Origin of the sequence: Achromobacter sp. SIMBA_011, assembly GCF_046535435.1 — a bacterium.
In the GTDB taxonomy this organism is placed as follows: Bacteria; Pseudomonadota; Gammaproteobacteria; order Burkholderiales; family Burkholderiaceae_B; genus Achromobacter; species Achromobacter dolens.
In genome coordinates this window covers 1,173,441-1,199,290 of record NZ_JAWRWN010000002.1, presented here as the reverse complement: position 1 = coordinate 1,199,290, position 25,850 = coordinate 1,173,441, and the positions used below count along the sequence as shown (strand labels likewise).

General features: G+C 69.7%; 17 protein-coding genes. 6 read left to right on the top strand and 11 right to left on the bottom strand.

Features of this window, described 5'->3' with window-relative positions; translation table 11 throughout:
- The 8 genes from moaA to SB816_RS12555 all read right to left on the bottom strand — a co-directional run bounded on the left by moaA (position 1) and on the right by SB816_RS12555 (position 11,307).
- A complete protein-coding gene (gene moaA / locus SB816_RS12590; RefSeq protein WP_410547081.1) occupies positions 1-1,047 on the bottom strand; it encodes a GTP 3',8-cyclase MoaA in 1,047 nt (348 codons plus the stop codon).
- The gene (locus tag SB816_RS12585; RefSeq protein ID WP_410547080.1) at positions 1,044-1,802 is read right to left on the bottom strand and encodes a peptidylprolyl isomerase; all 759 of its coding nucleotides are present in this window, start codon (positions 1,800-1,802) and stop codon (positions 1,044-1,046) included. Before SB816_RS12585 ends, moaA begins: the two co-directional genes overlap by 4 nt.
- 15 nt (positions 1,803-1,817) lie before the next feature.
- Positions 1,818-2,501 carry a respiratory nitrate reductase subunit gamma gene (gene narI / locus SB816_RS12580; RefSeq protein ID WP_054416923.1) on the bottom strand — a complete coding sequence of 228 codons (684 nt, stop codon included), beginning with the start codon at positions 2,499-2,501 and terminating at the stop codon, positions 1,818-1,820.
- Positions 2,502-2,518: 17 nt separating this feature from the next.
- Positions 2,519-3,166 (bottom strand): nitrate reductase molybdenum cofactor assembly chaperone, encoded by a 648-nt coding sequence (gene narJ, locus SB816_RS12575; RefSeq protein WP_410547079.1) that lies wholly within the window; start codon positions 3,164-3,166, stop codon positions 2,519-2,521.
- A gap of 14 nt (positions 3,167-3,180) precedes the next feature.
- A complete protein-coding gene (gene narH / locus SB816_RS12570) occupies positions 3,181-4,743 on the bottom strand; it encodes a nitrate reductase subunit beta (protein WP_054517797.1) in 1,563 nt (520 codons plus the stop codon).
- Positions 4,740-8,495, bottom strand: coding sequence for a nitrate reductase subunit alpha (locus SB816_RS12565; RefSeq protein WP_410547078.1), 3,756 nt, complete (start codon positions 8,493-8,495; stop codon positions 4,740-4,742). Before SB816_RS12565 ends, narH begins: the two co-directional genes overlap by 4 nt.
- A gap of 147 nt (positions 8,496-8,642) precedes the next feature.
- Positions 8,643-10,028 carry a NarK family nitrate/nitrite MFS transporter gene (locus SB816_RS12560; protein ID WP_410547077.1) on the bottom strand — a complete coding sequence of 462 codons (1,386 nt, stop codon included), beginning with the start codon at positions 10,026-10,028 and terminating at the stop codon, positions 8,643-8,645.
- Positions 10,029-10,047: 19 nt separating this feature from the next.
- Positions 10,048-11,307, bottom strand: coding sequence for an MFS transporter (locus tag SB816_RS12555; protein WP_410547076.1), 1,260 nt, complete (start codon positions 11,305-11,307; stop codon positions 10,048-10,050).
- Between the two features lie 240 nt (positions 11,308-11,547).
- Here SB816_RS12555 and SB816_RS12550 point away from each other — a divergent pair, with 240 nt between their 5' ends.
- Complete coding sequence (locus SB816_RS12550) at positions 11,548-12,798, top strand: NnrS family protein (RefSeq protein WP_410547075.1); 1,251 nt, start codon at positions 11,548-11,550, stop codon at positions 12,796-12,798.
- Between the two features lie 23 nt (positions 12,799-12,821).
- Here SB816_RS12550 and SB816_RS12545 read toward each other — a convergent pair whose 3' ends face one another.
- Complete coding sequence (locus SB816_RS12545) at positions 12,822-13,637, bottom strand: hypothetical protein (RefSeq protein ID WP_410547074.1); 816 nt, start codon at positions 13,635-13,637, stop codon at positions 12,822-12,824.
- A 70-nt stretch (positions 13,638-13,707) separates the two neighbouring features.
- Positions 13,708-14,862, bottom strand: a complete 1,155-nt coding sequence (locus SB816_RS12540; RefSeq protein WP_410547073.1) for an FAD-dependent oxidoreductase — start codon at positions 14,860-14,862, stop codon at positions 13,708-13,710.
- 128 nt (positions 14,863-14,990) lie between these two features.
- Between SB816_RS12540 and SB816_RS12535 the strand changes: the two genes are divergently transcribed.
- Genes SB816_RS12535 through SB816_RS12520 form a run of 4 tightly spaced genes read left to right on the top strand, consistent with a single transcriptional unit; the run spans position 14,991 to position 23,346 of the window.
- Positions 14,991-15,968, top strand: a complete 978-nt coding sequence (locus SB816_RS12535; RefSeq protein WP_410547072.1) for a LysR family transcriptional regulator — start codon at positions 14,991-14,993, stop codon at positions 15,966-15,968.
- A gap of 58 nt (positions 15,969-16,026) precedes the next feature.
- The gene (locus tag SB816_RS12530; protein WP_410547071.1) at positions 16,027-17,199 is read left to right on the top strand and encodes an efflux RND transporter periplasmic adaptor subunit; all 1,173 of its coding nucleotides are present in this window, start codon (positions 16,027-16,029) and stop codon (positions 17,197-17,199) included.
- A 4-nt stretch (positions 17,200-17,203) separates the two neighbouring features.
- On the top strand, positions 17,204-20,281 hold the full coding sequence (locus SB816_RS12525; RefSeq protein WP_175143823.1) for a multidrug efflux RND transporter permease subunit: 3,078 nt from the start codon (positions 17,204-17,206) through the stop codon (positions 20,279-20,281).
- A complete protein-coding gene (locus SB816_RS12520; RefSeq protein ID WP_410547070.1) occupies positions 20,278-23,346 on the top strand; it encodes an efflux RND transporter permease subunit in 3,069 nt (1,022 codons plus the stop codon). Before SB816_RS12525 ends, SB816_RS12520 begins: the two co-directional genes overlap by 4 nt.
- Positions 23,347-23,374: 28 nt before the next feature.
- On the opposite strand, the gene SB816_RS12515 is transcribed toward SB816_RS12520, so the two are convergent.
- A complete protein-coding gene (locus tag SB816_RS12515; protein ID WP_054504267.1) occupies positions 23,375-24,301 on the bottom strand; it encodes a LysR family transcriptional regulator in 927 nt (308 codons plus the stop codon).
- 112 nt (positions 24,302-24,413) lie between these two features.
- On the opposite strand from SB816_RS12515, the gene SB816_RS12510 reads away from it, so the two are divergent.
- Positions 24,414-25,838, top strand: a complete 1,425-nt coding sequence (locus tag SB816_RS12510; RefSeq protein WP_410547069.1) for a M20 family metallopeptidase — start codon at positions 24,414-24,416, stop codon at positions 25,836-25,838.
- The last annotated feature ends 12 nt before the right edge of the window (positions 25,839-25,850 follow it).

Sequence of the window (25,850 nt, the reverse complement as noted above, 5' to 3'; positions counted from 1 at the left end):
TCAGCCTCCGGTCTGCGACATGAAACGCACGATGCGCTCGGGCCGGGTGGTGAATTCGTGGCGTTCCGGCTTGGCGGCGATGCCGGCGCGGATCGCCTGTTCCAGTTCGGCGTCGCTGGCGCCGTCGCGCAGCAGCCGGCCCAGCGGCACCCGGTCTTCCTGGCCCAGGCACAGGTACAGGGTGCCGTCCACGCCCAGCCGCACGCGGTTGCAGGCGGCGCAGAAATGGCGCGACATGGGGGTGATGACGCCCAGCGCCGGCGCGCCGCTGCCCGTGCCCCAGTAGCGCGCCGGGCCCGCGCCCTGCCCCGCCAGCGCCGGCACCAGGCCGGCGTCGGCCGCCAGCCGCGCGCCCAGCTCGCCGAGGTCGGCATGGGCATAGCGGCGGCCGCAATCGCCCACCGGCATCGGCTCGATCAGGCGCAGGATGAAGCCTTGCGCCAGCGCGTAGTCCAGCAGCCGGCGCACGTCGGCCTCGGGCGTGGCGGCATGCACCACGCTGTTGAGCTTGATCGGCGCGAAACCGGCCTCGCGCGCGGCGCGCAGGCCGGCCAGCACCGCGTCGAGGCAATCGCGGCCGGTGATGCGGCCGAACGCGGCCGCGTCCAGCGTGTCCAGGCTGATGTTGAGACGGTCCACGCCGGCCGCGCGCAACGCGGCGGCATGGCGCGCCAGTTGGGTGCCGTTGGTCGACAGCGACAGGTCGTCCACCCCTGGCAGCGCGGCCATCGCCGCCGCCAGGTCGGCCACGCCGCGGCGCAGCAGCGGTTCGCCGCCCGTCAGCCGCACGCGGCGCACGCCCAGGCCGGCGAACAGACCTGACAGTCGCGCCATCTCGTCGTGGCGCAGCCAGTTGGCGGGCTCCTCGAAGCCCTTGAAGCCCTTGGGCATGCAATAGCCGCAGCGCAGGTCGCAGCGGTCGGTGACCGAGACCCGCAGGTAGTCGATACGGCGGCCGAAGCCGTCAATCAGCCCTTGCGGCGCGGTCGGCGCCACAGGGGCGACCGGGGCCGCCGGAGCCGCCGCCAGGGCGGGCGCGGGTGTCATGACAGGCTCCCGAACACCCGGTCGTCCTCGGCCGCGCCCAGGTCGATGCCGCGCACGTCGGCGCGATCCACCAGCAGCCTGGCGTACTGGCGCCAGGCGGTGTCGCGGCTGGCGGCGGCCAGGGCCGAGGCGATCGATTCGCGCACCTGCTCGAACGGCAGCAGGCGCCCTTCGATGCGCCGCGTCACGCGCACGATGTGCAGTCCGTGGCGGGTTTCCAGCACCTGCGGCAGCAGGCCGCCGGCCGGCAGGGAGAACACGGCCTTTTCGAATTCGGGCACGGTGTCGCCGCGCCCCAGTTGCCCCAGGTTGCCGCCCACCGTCGCCGACGGGCAGTTCGACTGTCGCCGCGCGACCTCGGCGAAACCGGACGGATCGGCCAGCAGGTCGGCCAGCACCGCGCTGGCGTGGGCCCGCAGCAGGTCCAGGTTCACTCCGGGGGTGACCTGGAACAGGATGTGGTCGGCCTCGATCAGCTCGCCCACGATGAAGCGCTGCGGGTTGGCCTGGTAGTAGCGGCGGCAGGCGGCCTCGTCGGCCTCGGGCGCCGGCGCCTGGCGGGCCAGCAAGGCGCCGATGGCGTCGTCTTCCGAGGCGAGGTCCAATCCCTGCCGCGCCGCCTCGTCCCGCAGCACCCGCCGCAGCACCAGCGCCGTGGTGGCGGCGCGTATCGGGTTGGGCGCGTCCGCGTGCAGCGGCAGTTCTTGTTCCATGTCGGCGTCGGTCAGTTCGACGCCATTGATCGTCACAGGCATGTCGGCCTCCTCGGGTCAGCGCGGACGCACCAGTTGCCAGGCGCGGCCCAGATAGCCGACCGAGGCGAAGCCGCTCCACACGTGCACCAGGCGCGTGAACGGGAAGATCACGAACAGCGTCAGGCCCATGAACAGGTGCGCCTTGAACAGCGGCGGCACCTCGGCCACGAAGTCGGCGGCGCCACTGCGGAAGGTGACGATGTGCTGCGCCCAGTGCATCAGGCGCACCATCATCTCGCCGTCCATGTGGCCGGCCGACAGCGCGATGGTCGACAGGCCCAGCAGCAGCGTCGCCAGGATCCACGCCAGCAACAGCTTGTCGCCGGGCCGGGTGGCCTTGCGGATGCGCGGGTCGCTCAGGCGGCGGTGGATCAGGATCAGGAGGCCGATCAGGCACAGCCCGCCCATGACGCCGCCGGCCACCATGGCGACCGTCTGCTTGAGCGTGTGCGACACGCCCAGCGTGTCCCACACCGCCACCGGGGTCAGCAAGCCGACCAGGTGGCCGAAGAACAGCCCCAGGATGCCGACGTGAAAGAGGATGTTGCCCAGCCGCAACTGCCCGCGATGCAGCAGTTGCGAGCTGTCGGTCTTCCAGGTGTACTGCTCGCGCTCGAAGCGCGCCAGGCTGCCCAGCAGGAACACCGTCAGGGCAATGTAGGGGTAGATGCCGAAGAAGAACTGGTTCAGGGAATTCATGATGCGTATCCTGGAAATTAGCGGGTGACCGGCGCCCGGGGATAGAAGCGCACGGCCTGCGCGCCGTCGCCCGAGAACGGGCGCAGCAGCGGTTCGACGCCGTCGGCGCCGGCGCCGAAGGTCTCCATGGCTTCGTCCATGTCGCGCACCGGCGGCGCGGTCTGCTCGCGCGGCGTGACCCGCGACAGCCCGCGCAGCACGACGAAGACGCTGGCGTACGGGCTCTCGTTGCGCGCCAGGCGCGAGCCGATGGCGGCCAGCACGTGGATGGCGTCGTCCAGCAGGTCCCGCGCCACGGCCGGGTCGATCACGCCCAGGAACTCCAGGAACAGCGGCACGTGGTCCGGCAGCTCCGACACCACCGGTTCGAAGCCGTGCTGGCGGTAGGTCTCCAGCAGGTCGACCATGGCCTGGCCACGGTCGCGGCTTTCGCCGTGCACGTGCTCGAACAGGTGCAGCGAATGGGCGCGGTTGCGGTCGAAGGTGGCGACGTAGGCTTCCTGCAGCGCGATCAGGTCCTGGCTGGCCAGGTGGCCGATCAGCGGTTGCAGGGTTTCCTCGGCTTCCGGATAGGCGGCCAGTGCGGCCTCGACCTCGGTCAGGGCGTCGAGCAGTTCCTGTTCGGGGTAGCAGAGCAGCGCGGAAAGCAGTCGATAAAGGCTCATGATGTTCTCCCGTCTCAGGCCGCGGCCTTCTTGCGCGACTTCGGCATGTCGATGAAGATCTCGCTGCCCTGCGGCTTGCGGCCGAACAGCGTGCCTTCCGAGACGCCGCCCGAGCAGCCGTTGCCGAAGGTGAAGCCGCAACTGCCCTTCTCGTTGAAGCTGTCCTCGACGATCTCCTTGTGGCTGCCGGGCACCACGAAGCGGTCCTCGTAATCGGCAATCGCCATGATGCGGTACATGTCCTGCACCGTCGCTTCCGACAGGCCGACCTGTTCCAGCAAGGCCGTATCGCGCTCGCCATGCACGGTCTCGGCGCGCTTGTAGGCGCGCATCGCCAGCATCCGTTCGAGCGCCCGCAGCACCGGGGCTTCCTTGCCCGCGGTCAGCAGGTTGGCCAGGTAGCGCACCGGGATGCGCAGGCTGGCCACGTCCGGGATCATGGCGCTCTTGCCCAGCGTGCGCTGCGGCATCTTGCCGGCCTCGGCGGCGGTCTGGATCGGCGACAGCGGCGGGATGTACCAGACCATCGGCAGCGTGCGGTATTCCGGATGCAGCGGGAAGGCGACTCGCCATTGCACCGCCATCTTGTAGACCGGCGACTGGCGCGCGGCTTCCAGCCACGATTCCGGGATGCCCTGCTCGCGCGCCGCGGCGATCACCTCGGGCGAATGCGGGTCCAGGAACAAGTCCAGCTGCGATTCGTACAGGTCCTGCTCGTTGCCGACGGCGGCGGCGCGCTCGATCTGGTCGGCGTCGTACAGCATGACGCCCAGGTAGCGGATGCGGCCGACGCAGGTCTCCGAGCACACGGTCGGCTGGCCGGCCTCGATGCGCGGATAGCAGAAGGTGCACTTCTCGGCCTTGCCGCTGTGCCAGTTGTAGTAGATCTTCTTGTACGGGCAGCCCGAGATGCACATGCGCCAGCCGCGGCACTTGTCCTGGTCGACCAGCACGATGCCGTCGTCCTCGCGCTTGTAGATCGAGCCCGACGGGCAACTGGCGACACAGGCCGGGTTCAGGCAGTGTTCGCACAGGCGCGGCAGGTACATCATGAAGGTGTTCTCGAAGGTCGAGTACATCTCCTTCTGCACGCCCTCGAACAGGGCGTCGCGGCTGCGCGCGGCGAATTCGCCGCCCAGGTCGTCCTCCCAGTTCGGACCCCAGACGATCTTGTCCATCTTCTTGCCGGTCAGCACCGACACCGGGCGCGCGGTGGGCGGCGTTTGCGACAGCGGCGCGTTCTTCAGGTGCTCGTAATCGAAGGTGAACGGCTCGTAGTAGTCGTCGATCTGCGGCAGGTTCGGGTTGGCGAACAGGTTGGCCAGGATGCGCAGCTTGCCGCCCTGGCGCGGTTCCAGCTTGCCCGCCGCCGTGCGGCGCCAGCCGCCCTGCCATTTCTCCTGATTCTCCCATTCCTTGGGATAGCCGATGCCGGGCTTGGTCTCGACGTTGTTGAACCAGGCGTACTCGACGCCGTCGCGGCTGGTCCAGACGTTCTTGCAGGTGACCGAGCAAGTGTGGCAGCCGATGCACTTGTCCAGATTCAGCACCATGCCGATTTGGGCGCGTATCCTCATGATTGCTTCTCTTCCTGTTGCGTTTGGGCGGCGGGATCCTCGACCAGCGGGCCTTCCAGCCAGTCCACTTTCTTCATCTTGCGCAGCACCACGAACTCGTCGCGGTTGGCGCCCACGGTGCCGTAGTAGTTGAAGCCGTAGGCCTGCTGGGCGTAGCCGCCGATCATGTGGGTCGGCTTGAGCACGGTGCGCGTCACCGAGTTGTGGATGCCGCCGCGCTTGCCGCTGGTCTCCGCGCCCGGCACGTTCACGATCTTTTCCTGGGCGTGGTACATCAGGCACATGCCGACCGGCACGCGCTGGCTCACCACCACCCGCGCGGTCAGCGTGCCGTTGACGTTGAACACCTCGACCCAGTCGTTGTCGACCAGCCCGGCCTGCTTGGCCTCGGCCTCGGAGATCCACACGTGGGGACCGCCGCGGCTCAGCGTCAGCATGCGCAGGTTGTCGGAATAGGTGCTGTGGATGCCCCACTTCTGGTGCGGCGTCAGCCAGTTCAGCACCAGCTCCTTCTCGCCATTGGGATAGCGCCCCAGCATCGGCGCGATGGTCTTGGTGTCGATCGCCGGCTTGTAGACGCACGAGCCCTCGCCGAAGTCCAGCATCCAGCGGTGGTCCTGGTAAAACTGCTGGCGGCCGGTCAGGGTGCGCCACGGGATCAGCTCGTGCACGTTGGTGTAGCCGGCGTTGTAGCTGACCTCTTCGCTTTCCAGGCCCGACCAGGTCGGCGCCGAGATGATCTTGCGCGGCTGCGCCTGGATGTCGCGGAAGCGGATCTTGTCGTGCTCGCGGCCCAGCGCCAGGTGGGTGTGGTCGCGGCCGGTGATCTTGCCCAGCGCTTCCCAGGCCTTGACCGACACGTGGCCATTGGTCTCGGGCGCGAAGGTCAGGATCATTTCGGCGGCGTCGATGGCGCTGTCCAGCCGCGGCCGGCCCTGGCTCACGCCGGCTTCGGCCACGCGCTCGTTGATGCCGGCCAGTTCGCCCACTTCGTGCTCGGTGTTCCAGTTGATACCCTTGCCGCCGTTGCCCAGCTTGTCCAGCAGCGGACCGACCGAGGTGAACTTGCGGTAGATGTCGTTGTAGTCGCGCTCGACCACGGTCATGTTGGGCGCGGTCTTGCCCGGCACCAGGTCGCATTCGCCCAGCTTCCAGTCCCTGGGTTCGAAGGCCTGCCCCAGTTCCCCCGGGGTGTCATGCATCAGCGGCGTCAGCACCAGGTCGCGGCGCTTGCCCAGGTAGGGGCCGCCGATCTCGCTGAACTTCCTGGCCAGCAGCTTGTAGATCTCCCAGTCGGTCTTGCTTTCCCAGAGCGGCTGCACGGCTTCGCTCAGCGGGTGGATGAAGGGGTGCATGTCGGACGTGTTGAGGTCGTCCTTCTCGTACCAGGTGGCCGTCGGCAGCACGATGTCGCCGTACAGGCAGGTGGTGCTCATGCGGAAGTCCAGCACCGTCAGCAGGTCGAGCTTGCCCTCGGCCGCGTCTTCCTGGTAGGTGACTTCGACCGGCTTGATGGCGTCGGCCTCGTCGCCGAACACCGCGTTCTGCGTGCCCAGCAGGTACTTCAGGAAGTACTCGTGGCCCTTGCCGCTGGAGCCCAGGATGTTGGAACGCCACACGAACATATTGCGCGGGAAGTTGGCGGGGTCGTCGGGGTCTTCGCAAGACATGCGCAGTTCCCCGGACTTGAGCTGCTCGACGGCGTGCGCCACCGGGTCCTTGCCGGCGGCTTCGGCCTGCGCGGTCAGGTCCAGCGGATTGGTGCGCAACTGCGGCGCCGACGGCAGCCAGCCCATGCGCTCGGCGCGGGCGTTCAGGTCGATCATGCTGAGGTCGCCATAGCGGCCGCGGTCGGCGGTCGGGCCAAGCACTTCCTGCACGTTCAGTTTTTCATGGCGCCACTGGCTGGTATGGGCGTAGAAGAACGAGGTGCCGTTCATCTGGCGCGGCGGACGCACCCAGTCGGACGCGAACGCCAGCGGCGCCCAGCCGAACTGCGGGCGCAGCTTTTCCTGGCCCACGTAGTGGGCCCAGCCGCCGCCGCTCTTGCCGACGCAGCCGCACATCATCAGCATGTTGATGATGCCGCGGTAGATCATGTCCATGTGATACCAGTGGTTCAGGCCGGCGCCGACGATGACCATCGACTTGCCTTCGGTATCGTGGGCGTTCTGGGCGAACTCGCGCGCCACCTGGATCACCTGCGCGCGCGGCACGCCGGTGTGCTTTTCCTGCCAGGCCGGGGTATAGGGCACGTCGTCGTCATAGGACGTGGCCACGTTGCCGCCGCCCAGGCCGCGATCCAGGCCGTAGTTGGCCATCTGCAGGTCGTACACCGTGGCCGCCAGGGCCTCGCTGCCGTCGGCCAGGCGGATGCGGCGCACCGGCACGTTGCGCACCAGCACTTCATCGTGCTCGGCGCCGAAGTACGGGAAACCCACGCCGACCACGGCGTCGGCGCCATCGACCAGGCTCAGACGCGGCTCGATCGCGCGGCCGCTGCCGCCGTCACGGGCTTCCAGGTTCCAGCGGCCGACCTTCTCGCCGCCGTTGACCGCGCCCTCGCCCCAGCGAAAGCCGATGCTGCCGTTGGGCGCCACCAGGTCGCCGCTGGTTTCGTCGAATACCAGCGTCTTCCAGTCGGGGTTGTTCTGCTCGCCCAGCGCGCCGTCAAGCTGCGAGGCGCGCAGGAAATGGTCGGGCGCATAAAAGCCGTCGCGCTCCTTGAGCAGGACCAGCATCGGCATGTCGGTGTAGCGCCGCACGTAGTCGCGGAAATAGGCCGAGGCGCCTGACAAGTGGAATTCCTTGAGGATGACGTGGCCCATGGCCATCGCCAGCGCGGCGTCGGTGCCCTGCTTGGGCGCCAGCCAGATGTCGCCGAACTTGACCATTTCGCCGAAGTCGCTGGACACCGCCACCGTCTTGGTGCCCTTGTAGCGGACCTCGGTGTAGAAGTGGGCGTCGGGCGTGCGGGTCTGCGGCACGTTCGAGCCCCACACCATCAGGTAGGTCGAGTTGTACCAGTCGGCCGATTCCGGCACGTCGGTCTGCTCGCCCCAGATCTGCGGGCTGGCCGGCGGCAGGTCGCAATACCAGTCGTAGAAGCTCAGGCAGGCGCCGCCCAGCAGGCTCAGGTAGCGGGCGCCGGCGGCGTAGCTGACCATCGACATGGCGGGAATCGGCGAAAAGCCGATCAGGCGGTCGGGGCCGAACTTCTTGATGGTGTAGGCGTTGGCGGCGGCGATCATCTCGGTGGCCGTGTCCCAGTCCGTGCGCACGAAGCCGCCCAGCCCGCGCACCGACTTGTAGCGCATGGCGCGCGCCGGGTCCTGGCTGATCCATTCCCAGGCCGCGATCGGGTCCATGGTCTTGCGCGCCTCGCGCCACATTTCCATCAGGCGGCCCCGCATCATCGGGTACTTCACGCGCTGCGCCGAATAGACGTACCAGCTATAGGACGCGCCACGCGGACAGCCGCGCGGCTCGTGGTTGGGCAGGTCCGGCCGCGTGCGCGGGTAGTCGGTCTGCTGGGTTTCCCAGGTGATCAGGCCGTTCTTGACGTACACCTTCCACGAGCACGAGCCGGTGCAGTTGACCCCGTGGGTCGAGCGCACCACCTTGTCGTGCTGCCAGCGGGCGCGATAGGCGTTTTCCCACTTGCGGTCTTCGTTGACCACTTCGCCGTGACCGTCCGCGTAGGTGGATTTCACCCGCGACATGAACTTCAACCGGTCCAGAAAATGACTCATTGCGTTTCTCCAAGAGCGCCGGCCCGGCCGGCGCGTACTGCAATCCGTGCTGTCAAAATCACTTTAGTGGTCGCCCGCCGCGCCGACCATTCGCCGGTGGCACAGGGCGGGCGCGGCAGAGTGACTAGTCACCCCGGCCAGCCCCGCTCAGCAGGGCACCGGCGCATTGCGGCGCGCGTAGTACCACCAGGTGATCAGCACGCAGGTGGCGTAGAAGCCGATGAAGCAATACAGGGCCGCCTGGGCGCTGCCGGTCAGCTCCAGCGAGGTGCCGAAGCTGCGCGGGATGAAAAAGCCGCCATAGGCGCCGATCGCGCCGGAAAAGCCCAGCACCGCGGCCGATTCGCGCGCCGCGTCGGTCAGGGCCTGCTTCTGCGCGGCCTCGCCCTTGCCGTGCGCGGCCTGGGTGCGCTCGCGCAGGAAGATCACAGGAATCATGCGGAAGGTCGAGCCGTTGCCCACGCCGGTCAGCGCGAACAGCACGATGAACATGGCCAGGAAGCCGCTGAAGTCGCCGCCCTGCCCGTTCAGCGGCAGGAACATCACCACGCCCAGCACCGCGGCGATCATGCCGACGAAGGTGAACAGCGTGACCCGCGCCCCGCCCAGCTTGTCCGAGACCCAGCCGCCCACCGGCCGCGTCAGCGAGCCCACCAGCGGCCCCAGGAAGGCGTAGGTGGTCGGATCGACCTGCGGGAACAGCGTCTTGGTTAGCATGGCGAAGCCGGCCGAAAAGCCGATGAACGAGCCGAAGGTGCCGACATACAGCCAGCACATCAGCCAGTTGTGCTTGCGCTTGAAGATCACCGCCTGGTCGGCGAACGAGGCGCGCGCGTCGGCGATGTCGTTCATGCCGAACCATGCCGCCAGCGAAGCCAGCGCGATGGGAATGACCCAGATGAAGCCGGCGTTCTGCAGCCACAGGCTGCGCTGCGCGCCGCCGGCGGTAATCGTCTGCGGCTCGCCGCCGAGGGCGCCGAACACGCCCATCGAGATCACCACCGGCACCACGAACTGCACCAGCGACACGCCCAGGTTGCCGATACCGGCGTTCAGGCCCGTGGCCAGGCCTTTCTTGTCCTTGGGAAAGAAGAAGCTGATGTTGGCCATGCTGGAGCTGAAGTTGCCGCCGCCCAGGCCGCACAGCAGCGCCAGGATCAGCAGCGTCGGGAACGAGGTGGTCGGGTCGCGCAGCGCAAAGCCCATGCCCAGCGCCGGGATCAGCAGCGAGGCGGTCGAGATCGCGGTCCACTTGCGGCCGCCGAACACCGGCACCAGGAACGAATAGAAGATGCGCAGCGTGGCGCCCGACAGCGCCGGCAGCGCGGTCAGCCAGAACATCTGGTTCTTGGACAGCATGAAGCCGGCGCGGTCGAGGTTGACCACCACCACGCTCCACAGCATCCAGATGCTGAACGCCAGCATCAGCGCGGGAATGGAAATCCACAGGTTGCGGTTGGCGATGCGGGCGCCGGTCTGTTTCCAGAAGCCGGGGTTTTCCGGCTCCCAGCGCGCCAGGACATGGGAAGTCATAGGTGTTCTCCGGTTGGGGTCAGGCGGCTTGGCGCCGCGCGGTGGCGGCGCTTTCGGGCCGGAAGCTGAAATGCATGAAGATGAGCGAGACGCAGACCGTGCCGTACAGCAGGATGAAGGCGCTGGAGCGCACGCCGGTCAGGTCCAGCAGCACGCCGAACAGGATCGGCAGGATGAAGCCGCCGAGGCCGCCGGCCAGGCCGACGATGCCCGAGACCGCGCCGATGTTCTGGCCGAACTCATCCGAGATGAACTTGAAGACCGAGGCCTTGCCAATCGCCATGGCGATGCCGACGATGAACAGCAGGATGGTGAAGCTGACCGGCCCCAGGGCGATGTCGAACTGGCGCGGGCCGCCGGTGGTCATGACCGTGAAGTGGGTCTGCGGATAGCTCAGGATGAAGAACGCCACCCAGCACACCCACATCACCCACCAGGTGGTCTTGTAGGCGCCGTAGCGGTCCGAGATCCAGCCGCCCATGGCGCGCAGCACGCCGCCCGGCAGCGAGAAGCACGCGGCCAGCAGCGCCGCCAGCTTCATGTCGAAGCCATACTCGCCGATGTAGTACTTGGTCATCCAGAGCGCCAGCGCCACGTAGCCGCCGAACACCACCGAGTAGTACTGGCAGTAGCGCCACACGCGCGGGTCCTTCAGCATCGCGAATTGCGCCTTCAGGCTGGCGCCGCCGGCCACCCGGTGCGACGGATCCGAGGCCGAGAACAGCCAGAACAGGATCGCCGTCACCAGGAGCGCCACCGCGTACACCTGCGGCACGATCACCCAGGCGCCGCCGGCGGCGGCGATCAGCGCCGGCGCCACGAACTTGGTGATGGCCGAGCCCGAATTGCCGGCGCCGAACACGCCCATGGCCAGGCCCTGCTTGTTGCGCGGAAACCAGCGCGCCACGTAGGGCGTGCCGACCGAGAACGAGCCGCCGGTCAGGCCCACGAACAGCGCCAGCACCAGGAACTGCCAGTACTCGGTGGCGTAGGACAGCAGCCAGATCGGCACCACCGCCAGCAGCATCAGCACGAAGAACACCGGCCGGCCGCCGTAGCGGTCGGTCCAGATGCCCAGCGGCACGCGCACCAGGGAGCCGGTCAGCACCGGCATGGCGGCCAGCAGGCCGAATTCGGTCTCGGACAGGCCGAGCTGTGTCTTGATGGGAATGCCCAGCACCGCGAAGATCATCCATACCGCGAAGCAGATGGTGAAGGCGAAGGTGCTGGATACCAGGACCCGCATGGGCGCGCTGGCCGAGGGGTGGGTTGATGCCATGGTGGTTCTCGCTTTTTTGCACACGGAATACGACAGCCCCAAGCCTAGGCATCCGCGCCTGCCGCCACCATTCGCCGGCCGACCATATCGGCGCCGCCGATGTGACTAGTCACCCCGGAAAAGCCGCCGCGTTTGCGCGGGATCAAATCCACGCGATGGGCCGAAAGCCTTCTTAGGCATTAATATGTGTTTCAAATACATATTCAAAACCCCTCCGCCGGCTACTGGTCAAAGGTCATCATGTCCACCCTGCTCACCCTGGAAGAACCCGCCGCCGACGGCGCCGCGCGGCCGAATTGGCGCGCCTTCACCGAAATGGGCTTTCGCCCGCTGTACCTGGCTGGCTGCGCCTGGGCGTTGCTGTCGGTGCTGCTATGGGTGTTCGCGCCGGCCCGACTGACGGGCGTGCTGACCGCCATGCCGTGGCACGCCCACGAGATGCTGTGGGGCTTCGTGGCCACCATCGCGGTCGGCTTCCTGCTGACGGCCGGCGCCAACTGGACCGGCCGCAATCCGCTGCGCGGCGCGCCGCTGGCGGCGCTGTGTGTGGTCTGGCTGGTGGCGCGCGGCGCCTACCTGGCGCCCGGCATGACGGCCTTCACCGTCGCCGCCGTGGCCGACCTGCTGTTCTTCCTGTCGGCCGCCATTGCCCTGGCGCGCGCCGTCTGGATCACGCGCAATCGCCGCAACTACGGCGTGCCATTGCTGCTGCTGGCGCTGGCCGCGGCCCACGCGCTGTATCTGCGCGCCGCGCTGGCGGGCGATTACCTGGCGCTGATGCGCTACTTCAACGCCGGCCTTTTGGTGATGGCGGTGCTGACGCTGCTGATCGCGCGCCGCGTGCTGCCGTTCTTCGCCAAGCGGGCCGTGCAGGGCCTGGAAATTCCGCCCCACACCCGCAGCGGCCATTGGCAGCTCGGCGCCGGCGTGCTGGCGATTGCCGGCCTGCTGGCCGGGGCGCCGCGTGCCGCCGCGCTGCTGCTCGCGGTCACCGGCATCCTGGCGCTGGCGCAGTGGCTGGCCTGGAAGCCGTGGGCCGCGCGCCGCGTGCCGCTGCTTTGGATCCTGTACGTGGGTTATCTGGGCCTGGGCATCGGCCTGCTGGCGGGCGCGGCGCAACTGGCCGGCTACGTGGCGCGGCCGGCCTGGCCGGCGCACGTCATCGGCGTGGCCGGTTTCTCGGTGCTGATCATCGGCATGGCCACGCGCACGGCGATGGGCCACTTGGGCCGGCCGCTGCGCGCCGACCGCAGCATGGTGCTGAGCTATGCGCTGGTGATCCTGGCGGCGCTGCTGCGCCTGGCCGCCCTGGTGCCGACGGGCGCCGCGCTGGGCTTGCTGCATGCGTCGGCCGGCGCCTGGGCGCTGGGGTTCGGCTTGTACCTGTGGCGCTTCTTGCCGTGGATGATCCGTCCGCGCGCGGACGCCGCGGCCAAGCCGGCGGCGCCGATGATGAAGATCGTGCCCGCCGGGCCGCGCCGGGCGCCTTGAAGCGCGGGCGGCCGCCCCGCTTCTTAGCCGCGCGCTTCGCGCCGGCGGGTCGCTTCCAGTTGCTTCTTCATGGCCTTGAGCCAGGCCTTGAGCTGCTGCATGTCGACGAACTGCGACAGCTCGAACTCCAGCTCGCCGATGTAGTCCTGCACATCGGCGATTTCCGCGTCCAGGTCTTCCATCAGGTCGGCCGGGTCGATCGGCTGCTCCGGATCGAAACGGTATTCGGCCTTGAAGTCGCGCTCGAACGCGGCCAGCTCGCGGTTCACGGCCGCCAGTTGCTCCCGCAGCACGGGAATGGCCAGCGCCAGCTTATCTTCGGCCACGCCGTTCAGCCCGTCCGGCCCCAGCGCCAGCAAGGCCTCGGCCTGCGCCAGCGCGTCCGGCGCGAACGTCGCGGCGGTGGCGGGCGCGCCTGCCTGGGCCTGCGCGGAGGCGGCCATCTCGGCCATCTCGGCCGCCTCGGCCTCGCGTTCCTCGGCCACTTCGGCGTCGATGTCGGAACCGCTGTGCTTGCGGTAGACCGCCTTCAGGCGCTCGACGTCGCATTCGGCCGGCGTGCCGTCCAGCAGGATCGAGAACAGCGTCTCCTGCCCCAATTGCGCGGCGATCTCGGACACCAGTTGACGTTCCGCCTTGGTCAGCTCCTTCTGCTTGGCGGCATGGTCGAAGCAGAACACCAGCCTGGCCTTTAGCTCGATCTCGGTGACCTCCAGCGGCGCCAGCACCTCGGCATGCTTGCCCTGGTACTCGCGCGCCACGGTTTGCCACAACTGCAACGCGGCGCGGTCGGTGCGCAGCGCGTCGATCAGCGCGGCGGCGGAGGTATTTTCTTGCATGGATGAAACCCTATGAGCGGCCCGGCGCGCGCCGGGGCGGAAACTGGCTGGAAAACCGTATTATCCCCGTTCACAGCCCTTCGCCCCAGGCGCTGGCCAAGCCCCGCAGCGCCGCCGCCGGGTCGGCCGCCCTGGCCTGCTGATCGCGCAGGCGGCAGATCTCCGGATCGCGCTCGAACAGGCCGCGCGCATGGACGCGGGCCAGCTCGGTCAAGCCGGCGGTCTTGGGCCGGCGGATCGCGGTGAAGGCGGCCAGCGCCGCCTCCAGGTCGCGCGGCCCGGTCGCCAGGCATTGGCCCAGGTGCCAGGCATCCTCCAGCGCCTGGCACGCGCCCTGGCCCGAGGTCGGCAACGGCGCGTGCGCGGCATCGCCCACCAGCAGCACATTGTCCCGATGCCAGACCGCCGGCGTGTCCAGGTCATGCACGGCGATCAGGCGCACGGCGTCGGCGGGCGTCGCCTGGATGAGGCGCGCGACCGGCGCGGCCCAAGCGGCGAAAAGGCCGGCAACCTCCGCGCGCGGATCCGCCCCCTCCCCGGCGGCGGACAGCGGCCGGACCTGGGCCCCGGCCCAATAGACCAGATCCCGCCGCACCGCGACGCAGCCGAAACGCTCGCCGACGCCCCAATAGTCCTGGATGGCGATGTCATCGGCCAGGCCTGGAGCCGACGCGACGCCGATCCAGTTCACGAACCCTTGGTACACCGGCGTGTTGTCGCCCGTGACGAACCGACGCGCCACCGAGTCCATCCGGCCATCCGCGCCGATGAGCAGGTCCGGCCGGATGGCGGCGCCATTGCCAAACCGCGCCGTGGCGCGGCCATCATCGCCCGGCTCGATCGCCATCGCGCGATGGCCGTACTCGACCGTGATGCCGGCGCGCGCCGTGTGCGCCAGCAGCACGGCCAGCAGGTCGCGGCGCAGGATCGCATGGGTCGGGTAACCCATCAGGCGATCCAGCGCGGCGATGTCGAGTCCGCCCAGGGCATTGCCCGCTGGGTCGTAACGGCGCATCGCCACCGGCTTGCCCCCCAGCGCCGCGACGTCCGGCAGCAGCCCGAGCCGGTCAAGCACGCAACCCGCATTGGGCCATAGCGTCACGCCGGCCCCCATCGTGGCCGGCGCGGCGCCGCGTTCGTAGACCCGCGGCCGATGTCCCGACCGATGCAGGGCGAGCGCCACGCTCAGGCCGGCGATCCCACCGCCCAGTATTCCGATATCCATGCTGAATCCTTCCTTCAAATCCCGCGTGCCGGCCCGACGCCGCACACGGGATCCGCATCGTAGATTCCGCCGGATGCGAGAACTAGTATGAAAAAATGGGTTCCTTTCATATCGCAAACGGGATAATCATGGGTCAGGCCCTGGATCTGAACAGCGTTCGCGTCTACGCGGCGGTGGTGGATGAACAGAGCTTCGCGGGCGCGGCGCGGCGCCTGGCCATGCCGTCGTCGAACGTCAGCCGCCATGTCGCGGGACTGGAGCGGCGGCTGGGCGTGCGGCTGCTGGAACGCAGCACCCGCCATCTGCGCATGACCGAAGCCGGCCAACTGCTGTACCAGCGGGCCAAGCCGTTGCTGGACAGCCTGGCCGCCACGGAAGAGGAACTGGGCGCGGCCAGGCAGGAACTGCGCGGACCGCTGCACCTGTGCATGCCGGGCGAAGCGCCACGGTTGCTGGCGCCGATCCTGGCGGAGTTCTGCGATCGCCACCCCGGCATCGACCTGGCCTGCGACACCCGCCTCGATGGCATCGACGCGCTGCGCGAGGATGTCGATCTGTCGATCGTGTTCCATCGCGGCCGCCAGGACGACAGCAGCCTCATCACGCGCGAACTGGCGATATTGCCCAGCATCGTGGTTGCCTCGCCCGCGCTGCTGGCCCGCGTCGGCGTGCCGCGCCAGGCGCGCCAGCTCAAGGCGCTGCCCTGCATCACCACCCTGAGCGCGCTCAAGGGCATGCCCTGGCAATTCGTGGACGCGGCCGGAGACATCGTCAAGGTGCCGGTGCGCAGCCGCTACCGCGTCAACAGCGGCGAACTGGCGCTGATGGGCGCGCGCCAGGGCATCGGCTTCGCGATCCTGGCGGCCGTCTCATGCCAGGAGGACCTGGCCGCCGGCCGCCTGTGCGAAGTGCCGCTGGACCTGCAACCGGCGCCGCTGCAGTTGCTCGGGGTCTACAGCCACCGCCACTCGGTCAGCGCGCGGGCCCGGGCGCTGCTTGAATTGATCCAGACGCGGCTGGCCGAGGCCGGCCTGGGCGCGCCGGCGGCAAACCGGCGCAAGGGAGGCCGCATCGAACCTGACGATAAGCTGATACAAAAACGCTAATAATTATTATTCAGCTAGAATCCGTACTGTCCCCAACTTATCCCCCGGCAGTACCGAGATGCCCTTGCCTTCTTCCGCGGGCCCCGCCGCGTTGCGCCAGCGGCTGGCGCTGGCCACCTTCCTGGCCGTGGCCGCGTTGGCCGGCTGGGCAATCTGGCGCTACGCCCTGCAAGGTCCGCCCGCCGCCGCCATTCCCGGTTACGCCCAGCAACCCGTGCCCGTCAGCATCGCCGCCGCGCGCCGCGGTCCGCTGCCACGCGACCTGCATGCGCTGGGCACCATCACGCCGCTGGCGCAGGTGGTGTTGCGCAGCCAGGTCGACGGCCAGTTGCAGCGCCTGCACTACACCGAAGGCCAGGCGGTCAGCCGCGGCCAACTGCTGGCCGAGATCGATCCGCGCCCCTACCAGGCGGCGCTGGCGGCCGCCGAAGGCGAGCTGGCGCGCGTCGAGGCGCTGCTCGGCAATGCCGAGATCGACCTGCGCCGCTACCGGCAACTGGCGCGCCAGGAAGCGGTGGCCGGGCAGCAACTGGACACCGCCGAGGCCCAGGCGCGCAGCTACGCCGCGCAGCGCCAGCGCCTGATGGCCGGCGTCGCCGACGCCCGCCGCCTGCTGGCACAGACCCGCATCCAGGCGCCGCACGACGGCCGCATCGGCTTTCGGCGCGTGGACGCCGGCAACCACGTGCGTGCCGCCGACGCCAATGGCCTGGCCACCCTGGTGCAGACGCGCCCGATCTCGGCGCTGTTCTCGATTTCGGAGACCCATCTGGACCTGCTGCGCCAGGCCCAGGCGCAGGGCGGCGACGCCGCCCTGCAGGTGCAGGCCTGGGACGCCGACGAACGCCGCCTGATCGCGCTGGGCACCCTGCAGGCGCTGGACAACCAGATCCACGCCGCCAACGGCACGGTCAAGCTGCGCGCCCTGTTCGAGAATGCCGACGAGTCGCTGTTCCCGAACCAGTTCGTCAATATCCGCCTGGCGCTGGCGCGGCAGGAAGAGGTGCTGTCGATTCCCACGGCGGCGGTGCAGTACGGCGCCGACGGCGCCTTTGTCTTCGTCATCGGCGACGACCAGCGCGCCACCCGGCGCGACCTGACGCTGGGCCGCGCCAATGCCGGCCGCGTCGAAGTCCGCTCCGGCCTGGCCGTGGCCGAACGCGTGGTGGTCGAAGGCGTGGACCGCCTGCACGACGGCCGCGAGGTGCGGATCGTGGAAACCCAGCCGTAACGCCATGAGCCTGTCACGCCCCTTCATCCTGCGCCCGGTCGCCACCTCGTTCCTGATGCTGGCGCTGCTGCTGTCGGGCATCCTTGCCTGGCGCCTGCTGCCGGTGGCGGCGCTGCCGCAGGTCGACTACCCCATCATCCAGGTCACGACGCCCTACCCCGGCGCCAGCCCCGACGTCACCGCGCGCGCGGTCACCGCGCCGCTGGAGCGCCGCTTCGGGCAGATCCCGGGCCTCAAGCAGATGTCGTCCTCCAGCGGCAGCGGCATCTCGGTGATCACGCTGCAGTTCTCGCTCGACGTCTCTTTGGGCGTGGCCGAACAGGAGGTGCAGGCCGCCATCAGCGCCAGCGGCTCGCTGCTGCCGTCCGACCTGCCGACGCCGCCGGTGTACCGCAAGGTCAACCCGGCCGACGTGCCGATCCTGACGCTGGCGGTGACCTCGGATTCGCTGCCGCTGCCGCAGGTCTACGACCTGGTCGACACGCGCATGACGCAACGCCTGGCGCAGTTGTCGGGCGTAGGCATGGTCAGCCTGGCCGGCGGCCAGCGGCCCGCGGTGCGGGTGCAGGCCAACCCCATGGCGCTGGCCGCGCGCGGCCTGCGGCTGTCCGACGTGCAGGAAGCCATCGCCAAGGCCAACTCCAACCAGCCCAAGGGCAGCTTCGACGGCCCGGTGCGCTCGGTCATCATGGACGCCAACGACCAGTTGCAGAGCGCGCAGGAATACCGCGACCTGATCGTGGCCTGGCGCAACGGCGCGCCGGTGCGGCTGGGCGACGTCGCCACGGTCGAGGACGGCGCCGAGAACCGCTACCTGGCCGCCTGGGTCGATCGCCAGCCGGCGGTGCTGGTGAACATCCAGCGCCAGCCGGGCGCCAACGTCATCGCCGTGGCCGACCAGGTCAAGGCGCTGCTGCCGCAACTGACCGCCAGCCTGCCGGCGGCGGCGCAGGTGCGGGTGCTGACCGACCGCACCGAAAGCATCCGCGCCTCCGTGCGCGGCGTGCAATGGGAGCTGGCCTTCGCCGTCGGGCTGGTGGTGCTGGTGACCTTCCTGTTCCTGCGCAACCTGCCGGCCACGCTGATCCCGAGCCTGGCGGTGCCGCTGTCCCTGATCGGCACGTTTGGCGTGATGCACCTGGCGGGCTTCTCCACCAACAATCTCACGCTGATGGCGCTGACCATCGGCGCCGGCTTCGTGGTCGACGACGCCATCGTCATGCTGGAGAACATCGCCCGCTACCGCGAACAGGGCCACAGCCCGATGGCGGCCGCGCTCAAGGGCGCCGGACAGATCGGCTTCACCCTGGTGTCGCTGACGCTGTCGCTGATCGCCGTGCTGATCCCGCTGCTGTTCATGGAAGACGTGGTCGGCCGGCTGTTCCGCGAATTCGCCATCACGCTGGCGGTGGCCATCCTGATCTCGCTGGCGGTGTCGCTGACGCTGACGCCCATGATGTGCGCGCGCCTGCTGCCGCCGCACGCCGAGCGCCCGCCCGGCCTGCTCGACCGCCTGCAGGCGCGCTATGCCGGCTGGCTCGACATCACGCTGCGCCACCAGCGCCTGACGCTGCTGGCGATGCTGGCCACCGTCGCGCTGACCGGGCTGCTGTACCTGGCGGTGCCCAAGGGGTTCTTCCCGGCGCAGGACGGCGGCGTGCTGCAAGGCGTGACCCAGTCGGCGCAAAGCACCTCGTTCGAGGCCATGTCGCGGCGCCAGCAGGCGCTGGCGCAAAGCCTGCTGGAAGACCCCGACGTCGCCAGCCTGTCGTCCTTCATCGGCATCGACGGCATGAACGCCACCCTCAACACCGGCCGCCTGCTGGTCAACCTCAAGCCCTGGAGCGAGCGCGGCGCGCCGCTGGCCGACATCATGGCGCGGCTGGACGCCCGCGCCCGCCAGGTGCAGGGCATCTCGCTGTACCTGCAACCCGTGCAGGAATTGAACATCGAGGATCGCGTCAGCCGCGGCCAATACCAGTTCACCCTGACCTCGCCCGACAGCGCGCTGCTGGCGCGCTGGAGCCACGCCCTGACCCAGCGCCTGGCCGCCGCGCCGCAACTGGCCGACATCTCGTCGGACCTGCAGGGCGATGGCCGCCAGGCCTACCTGGAGGTCTCGCGCGACGCCGCCGCGCGCCTGGGCCTGACCATGGACGACGTGGCCCAGGCGCTCTACAGCGCCTTTGGCCAGCGCCAGGTCGCCACCCTGTTCACGCAGTCCAACCAGTACCGCGTGGTGCTGGAGGTGGACCGGCGCCTGGCCGCCAGCCCCGAAGCGCTGGAACGCATCCACCTGCGCACGGCGGACGGCCAGCCGATTCCGCTATCGGCGCTGGCCACGGTCAGCGAGCGCGCCGTGCCGCTGGCGGTCAACCACCTGTCGCAGTTCCCCGCCGTGAATTTCTCGTTCAACCTGCCGGCCGGCGGTTCACTGGGCGCGGCCATCGCCGCCATCGAAGCGGCGCGCCAGGACATCGCCATGCCCGCGAGCGTCGAATTGCGCCTGCAGGGCGCGGCGTCCGCGTTCCAGGCCTCGCTGTCCAACACCCTGTGGCTGATGCTGGCCGCCGTGGTCACCATGTATCTGGTGCTGGGCATGCTGTATGAAAGCGCGATCCACCCGGTCACCATCCTCTCGACCCTGCCGTCGGCCACGGTGGGCGCGCTGCTGGCGCTGCTGCTGACCGGCCGGCCGCTGGACCTGATCGCCGTCATCGGCATCATCCTGCTGATCGGGCTGGTCAAGAAGAACGGCATCATGATGGTCGACTTCGCGCTGGAAGCCGAACGCAGCCGCGGCCTGGCGCCGCGCGAGGCGATCCGCGAAGCCGCGCTGCTGCGGCTGCGGCCGATCCTGATGACCACGCTGGCGGCGCTGTTCGGCGCCCTGCCGCTGATGCTGGCCACCGGCTCGGGCGCCGAGCTGCGCCAGCCGCTGGGCTGGGTGATGGTGGGCGGCCTGCTGGTCAGCCAGGTGCTGACGCTGTTCACCACGCCCGCCGTCTACCTGTTCTTCCACCGGCTGGGCGCGGGCCGCCGCAAGGCCCTGCCCGCCCCCGCGGACCGGCCGGCGCCATGATCCGCGCGCTGCTGCACCGGCCCATCGCCTGCATCTTCCTGGCGCTGGCCCTGACGCTGCTGGGCGCGGTGGCCTGGCGCCTGCTGCCGGTGGCGCCGCTGCCGCAGGTCGACTTCCCCACCATCGAGGTGCGCGCCGAACTGCCCGGCGCCAGCCCCGAGAGCATGGCCAGCACCGTGGCCGCGCCGCTGGAACGCGCGCTGGGCGGCATCGCCGGCGTCAGCGCCATGAGCTCGTCCAGCAACCAGGGCGCCACCCGCGTGCTGTTGCAATTCGCGCTGGACCGCGACATCAACGCCGCCGCGCGCGACGTGCAGGCCGCCATCAACGCCGCCCGCGCCGAGCTGCCCTCGGGCATGCCGGGCAATCCCAGCTACCGCAAGGTCAATCCGTCGCAGGCGCCCATCATGGCGCTGGCGCTCAGCTCGCCCACCCGACCCGCCGGCCGGCTCTACGACCTGGGCGCCACGGTGCTGGCGCAGAAGCTCTCGCAGATCGTCGGCGTCGGCGAAGTGACGCTGGGCGGCAGCTCGCTGCCAGCGGTGCGAGTGCAGGTCAACCCCAATGCGCTGGCGCACTACGGCGTGGCGCTGGACGACCTGCGCCAGTCCATCGCCAACGCCGCCCCCATGGGTCCGCAGGGCCAATTGGACTCGGCCTCGCAGCGCTGGGAGGTCGGCACGCCCGGCCAGCCGCGCACGGCCGCCGACTACAACGGCCTGATCGTGCGCCACCAGGACGGCGCCGCCCTGCGGCTGGCCCAGGTGGCGCGGATCAGCGACTCGGTCGAGAACCGCTACAGCAGCGGTTTTCACAACCACAACCCGGCGGTGGTGCTGACCGTCAGCCGCCAGCCGGGCGCCAACATCATCGAGACCATCGCCGCCATCAACCAGGCCCTGCCCGGCCTGCGCGCGCTGATGCCGGCCGACGTCGACCTGACCGTGGTGCTGGACCGCTCGCCCGGCATCCACGCCACGCTGCGCGAGGCCCACGTCACGCTGGGGCTGGCGGTGGGGCTGGTGATCCTGGTGGTGTGGCTGTTCCTGGGCAGCGCCCGCGCCGCCGCCATTCCCAGCGTGGCGATTCCGGTCTGCCTGATCGCCACCTTCGCCGTCATGTACCTGTGGGGCTTCTCGCTCAACAACCTGTCGCTGATGGCGCTGATCGTGGCCGCGGGCCTGGTGGTGGACGACGCCATCGTGGTGCTGGAGAACATCTCGCGCCACCTCGAGCGCGGCCTGGGTCCGCGCCAGGCGGCCCTGCGCGGCGTGCGCGAGGTCGGCTTCACCCTGGTGGCGATGACGCTGGCGCTGTCGGTGGTGTTCGTGTCGATCCTGTTCATGGGCGGGCTGGTGGAGCGGCTGTTCCGCGAGTTCTCGATCACGCTGGTGGCCGCCATCCTGATCTCGCTGGTGGTGTCGGTCGCCATCATTCCCAGCCTGTGCGCGCGCTGGCTGCGGCCGCCGGCCGCGACCCAAACGCGGCCCTCGCGGCTGCGCGCGGTGTTCGCCCGCATCCACCAATGGTATGGCGCGTCGCTGGCGCGGGTGCTGGGCCACGCCCGCCTGACCCTGCTGCTGCTGGCCGCGGTGGTGGCGCTGAACGCCTATCTGTACGCACAGGCGCCCAAGGGCTTCCTGCCGCAGCAGGACACCGGCCAGTTGATGGGGTTCGTGCGCGGCGACGACGGCTTCTCGTTCCAGGTGATGCAGCCCAAGATCGACGTCTACCGCCAACTGGTGCTCAGGCATCCGGCCGTGCAGGACGTGATCGGCTACAACGGCGGCAGCCTGGGCATCAGCAATTCGCTGTTCCTGATCCGCCTGAAGCCGGTTGCCGAGCGGCGCGAATCCTCGGCCCAGGTGATCGACTGGCTGCGCGCCAACGCCCCGCCGGTGCCGGGCGGCATGTTCTTCCTGAACGTCGACCAGGACCTGCGCATGCCGGGCGGCTTCGGCAATTCCGGCGACCACGAGCTGGCCATCATGGCCAGCGACGTGCCGGCGCTGCGGCAATGGTCGCGCAGGATCTCGCGCGCGATGCGCGACATTCCCGAGCTGCGCGACGTCGACGCGGTGGGCGACGCCGCCACCCAGCAGGTGGTCATCAACATCGACCGCGCCGCCGCCCGGCGCCTGGGCGTGGACATGCGCACCATCGCCAGCGTGCTCGGCAACTCCTTCAGCCAGCGCCAGGTGGCGACGCTGTACGACCCGATGAACCAATACCGCGTGGTGCTGGAGCTGGACCCGCGCTACACCGAGGACCCCGAGGTGCTGGAACGGGTGCAGGTGGTGGCGGCCGACGGCAGCCGCGTGCCGCTGTCGGCCTTCGCCACCTACGAACACGGCCTGGTCAATGACCGCGTGTTCCACGACGGCCTGTTTGCCGCCGTCGGCGTCGGCTTCTCGCTGGCCGAGGGCGTCTCGCTGCAGCAGGGCCTGGCCGCCATCGACGCCGCCATGGCGCGGCTGATGGTGCCGGCCCACATCCAGACGCGGCTGGGCGGCGACGCCCGCAGCTTCCAGCAGAGCCTGCAGGACCAGCCCTGGCTGATCCTGGGCGTGCTGGTGGCGATCTACCTGGTGCTGGGCATCCTGTACGAAAGCCCGCTGCATCCGCTGACCATCCTGTCGACCCTGCCCTCGGCCGGCGTCGGCGCGCTGCTGGCGCTGCGGCTGGCCAACATCGAGTTCAGCCTGATCGCGCTGCTCGGCCTGTTCCTGCTGGTGGGGGTGGTGATGAAGAACGCCATCCTGATGATCGACTTCGCGCTCGGCCTGGAGCGGCGCGAGGGCCTGACGCCGGAACAGGCCATCCATCGCGCCGCCATGCTGCGCCTGCGGCCCATCGTCATGACCAACCTGGCCGGCCTGCTGGGCGCGCTGCCGCTGGTGCTGGGCATGGGCGAAGGCTCGGAACTGCGCCGGCCGCTGGGGGTGACCATCGTCGGCGGGCTGATGATCAGCCAGTTCCTGACGCTGTACACCACGCCGATCGTGTACCTGGCGCTGGAGCGGCTGCGCTTGAAGGTGGCGGGCTGGCGCGCGCGCCGCGCCTGATCCGCCCGTCCACACCGCGCCCGACGCCTCAGCCCGCGCCCCGTTCCACTTCCGGGGCGCGCGGCGCCACGCTCAGGCGTTCGGCCAGCAGCGCCAGGAAGGCCCGCGCCAGCGGCGGCAGGGTGGCGCCGCGCAAGGTCACGACCTGGATGCTGCGCTGGCGCATTTCGGGATTGCTGAACGGCACCGCCACCAGGCCGGCGCTGTCGAGCAGGCCGATCACTGTCAGGTAGCCCGTCAACGCCACGATCTGGCTGCCCGGCAGCATCGGCAGGAAGGCCGCCGAATGGTTGGACACATAGGCCGGCTCGATGTGCACGCCGGCATTGGCGCAGGCCGTGTCGAACAGGTCGCGCACCGTGGTGCCCGGATCGCCCAGCGACAGCGGCGCCTGCGCCAGGTCGCGCACGCCGACGCTGCGGCGCGCGGCCAGCGGATGGCGACGGCACATGATGGCGTAGACCGGCGCGCGGCACAGTAGCTCGGTCTTGAGGCGCTCGTCGGGCGCCACCGTGTAGCGCAGCGCCAACTGCGACAGGCCCTCCAGGATCAGCCGGTTGACCTCCTCCGGCCGCTCCACCAGCAGATGGAAGCGCGCCTCGGGATGCAGGCGCTTGAAATCGGCCATGCACTGCGGCAGGAAGCGGTGCGCGAAGCCCTCGGTACAGGCCAGCCGCACCGTCACGTCGCCCTGCGCGCTGCGCTGGCGGATGGCGGTGGTGACGCGCTCGGCCTCCAGCGCGGCGGCGTTGGCGTAGGCGGCCAACTGGCGCCCTGCCTCGCTCAAGGCCATGCCACGCGCCTGGCGTTCGAACAGCGCAATGCCAAGTTCTTCCTCCAGCTTGGCGATCTGGCGGCTCACGGCCGAAGCCGCCACATGCTGCGCGGCCGCCGCGCCGGCGATCGAGCCGCAGCGCGCCACCTCCAGGAAATACCGCAATCCCAGCGAAATCATGGTGCCCCCCCAATCATTGCCTTAATGGCAACGATCAAATGCGAATTATCTAATTGTGGCATGTCCATAAGCGTAATAACTTTGTGCCTCCGCCGCTTCCCCCGAGACCGCAGTGACCCGCGAACAAGCCCTAGCCCACGCCACCGGCGCCTATGACGATGGCACCTTGCAGGCCGACCTGGCCCGCCGCGTCGCCTTCCAGACCGAAAGCGAGGAACCGAGCCAGGCCCCTGACCAGCACGCCTACCTGAGCGACGAGCTGGCGCCGGGCCTGGAACAACTCGGCTTTGCCTGTCGCGTCCATCCCAACCCGGCCGGGGTCGATCTGCCGATCCTGGTGGCGCGGCGCATCGAGTCCACGGCGCTGCCCACCGTGCTGCTGTACGGCCACGGCGACGTGGTGCGCGGCAACGCGGCCAAATGGGACGCCGGCCGCGATCCCTGGCGCCTGCGGATCGAGGGCGACCGCTGGTACGGCCGCGGCACCGCCGACAACAAGGGCCAGCACACCATCAACCTGGCGGCGCTGCGCGAAGTCCTGCGGGCGCGCGACGGCAAGCTGGGATTCAACGCCACCTGGCTGATCGAGACCGGCGAGGAAGCCGGCTCGCCGGGCCTGGCGGCGTTCTGCGAGGCGCAGCGCGAGACTCTCGCCGCCGACGTCTTCATCGCCAGCGACGGCCCGCGCCTGGCCGCTGCCCGCCCCACGCTGTTCATGGGCTCGCGCGGCGCGGTCAACTTCGAACTGTCGCTGCGCGCCCGCGAGCGCGGCTATCACTCGGGCAACTGGGGCGGCCTGCTGGCCAACCCCGCCATCATCCTGTCGCACGCCATCGCCACGCTGGTGGACGCGCGCGGCCGCATCCAGGTGCCGGGCCTGCGCCCGCCGCCCATCCCGGCCGCGGTGGCCGCGGCGCTGGCCGACCTGGAGGTCGGCGGCGGTCCCGACGATCCCGCGATCGACAGCGACTGGGGCGAACCGGGGCTGTCGCCCGCGGAGCAGGTGTTCGGCTGGAACAGCCTGGACGTGCTGACCTTCGGCGCCGGCGATCCGGCCAAGCCGGTCAACGCCATTCCGCCGGCCGCCTCGGCCTGGTGCCAGTTGCGCTTCGTGGTCGGCACCGACTGGAAGGCGCTGGAACGCCACGTGCGCGCCCACCTCGATGAGGCCGGCTTCGGCGACGTGCAGGTGCGCGTCGGCATGCAGGCCGGCGCCACCCGGCTGTCGCCCGACAACCCGTGGGCGCGCTGGGCCGCCGCCTCGATCGAGCGCAGCACGGGCCTGCGGCCGGCGCTGCTGCCCAACCTGGGCGGCTCGCTGCCCAACGACATCTTCGCCGACCTGCTCGGCCTGCCCACGCTGTGGGTGCCGCATTCCTACCCGGCCTGCGCCCAGCACGCCCCCAACGAACATCTGCTGGGCAGCGTGGCGCGCGAGGGCCTGGCCATCATGGCCGGCCTGTTCTGGGACCTGGGCGACCAGGGCGCCGCGCTGCGCCAGGCCGCCCGCAACCCCGTTACCATTGCCCAACCCTGACCGGACCCGACC

What these genes read in the sequence shown, in the direction of transcription:
- moaA (WP_410547081.1), bottom strand. Translation starts at nt 1,047, where the DNA reads ATGACACCCGCGCCCGCCCTGGCGGCGGCTCCGGCGGCCCCGGTCGCC.
- SB816_RS12585 (WP_410547080.1), bottom strand. Translation starts at nt 1,802, where the DNA reads ATGCCTGTGACGATCAATGGCGTCGAACTGACCGACGCCGACATGGAA.
- narI (WP_054416923.1), bottom strand. Translation starts at nt 2,501, where the DNA reads ATGAATTCCCTGAACCAGTTCTTCTTCGGCATCTACCCCTACATTGCC.
- narJ (WP_410547079.1), bottom strand. Translation starts at nt 3,166, where the DNA reads ATGAGCCTTTATCGACTGCTTTCCGCGCTGCTCTGCTACCCCGAACAG.
- narH (WP_054517797.1), bottom strand. Translation starts at nt 4,743, where the DNA reads ATGAGGATACGCGCCCAAATCGGCATGGTGCTGAATCTGGACAAGTGC.
- SB816_RS12565 (WP_410547078.1), bottom strand. Translation starts at nt 8,495, where the DNA reads ATGAGTCATTTTCTGGACCGGTTGAAGTTCATGTCGCGGGTGAAATCC.
- SB816_RS12560 (WP_410547077.1), bottom strand. Translation starts at nt 10,028, where the DNA reads ATGACTTCCCATGTCCTGGCGCGCTGGGAGCCGGAAAACCCCGGCTTC.
- SB816_RS12555 (WP_410547076.1), bottom strand. Translation starts at nt 11,307, where the DNA reads ATGGCATCAACCCACCCCTCGGCCAGCGCGCCCATGCGGGTCCTGGTA.
- SB816_RS12550 (WP_410547075.1), top strand. Translation starts at nt 11,548, where the DNA reads ATGTCCACCCTGCTCACCCTGGAAGAACCCGCCGCCGACGGCGCCGCG.
- SB816_RS12545 (WP_410547074.1), bottom strand. Translation starts at nt 13,637, where the DNA reads ATGCAAGAAAATACCTCCGCCGCCGCGCTGATCGACGCGCTGCGCACC.
- SB816_RS12540 (WP_410547073.1), bottom strand. Translation starts at nt 14,862, where the DNA reads ATGGATATCGGAATACTGGGCGGTGGGATCGCCGGCCTGAGCGTGGCG.
- SB816_RS12535 (WP_410547072.1), top strand. Translation starts at nt 14,991, where the DNA reads ATGGGTCAGGCCCTGGATCTGAACAGCGTTCGCGTCTACGCGGCGGTG.
- SB816_RS12530 (WP_410547071.1), top strand. Translation starts at nt 16,027, where the DNA reads ATGCCCTTGCCTTCTTCCGCGGGCCCCGCCGCGTTGCGCCAGCGGCTG.
- SB816_RS12525 (WP_175143823.1), top strand. Translation starts at nt 17,204, where the DNA reads ATGAGCCTGTCACGCCCCTTCATCCTGCGCCCGGTCGCCACCTCGTTC.
- SB816_RS12520 (WP_410547070.1), top strand. Translation starts at nt 20,278, where the DNA reads ATGATCCGCGCGCTGCTGCACCGGCCCATCGCCTGCATCTTCCTGGCG.
- SB816_RS12515 (WP_054504267.1), bottom strand. Translation starts at nt 24,301, where the DNA reads ATGATTTCGCTGGGATTGCGGTATTTCCTGGAGGTGGCGCGCTGCGGC.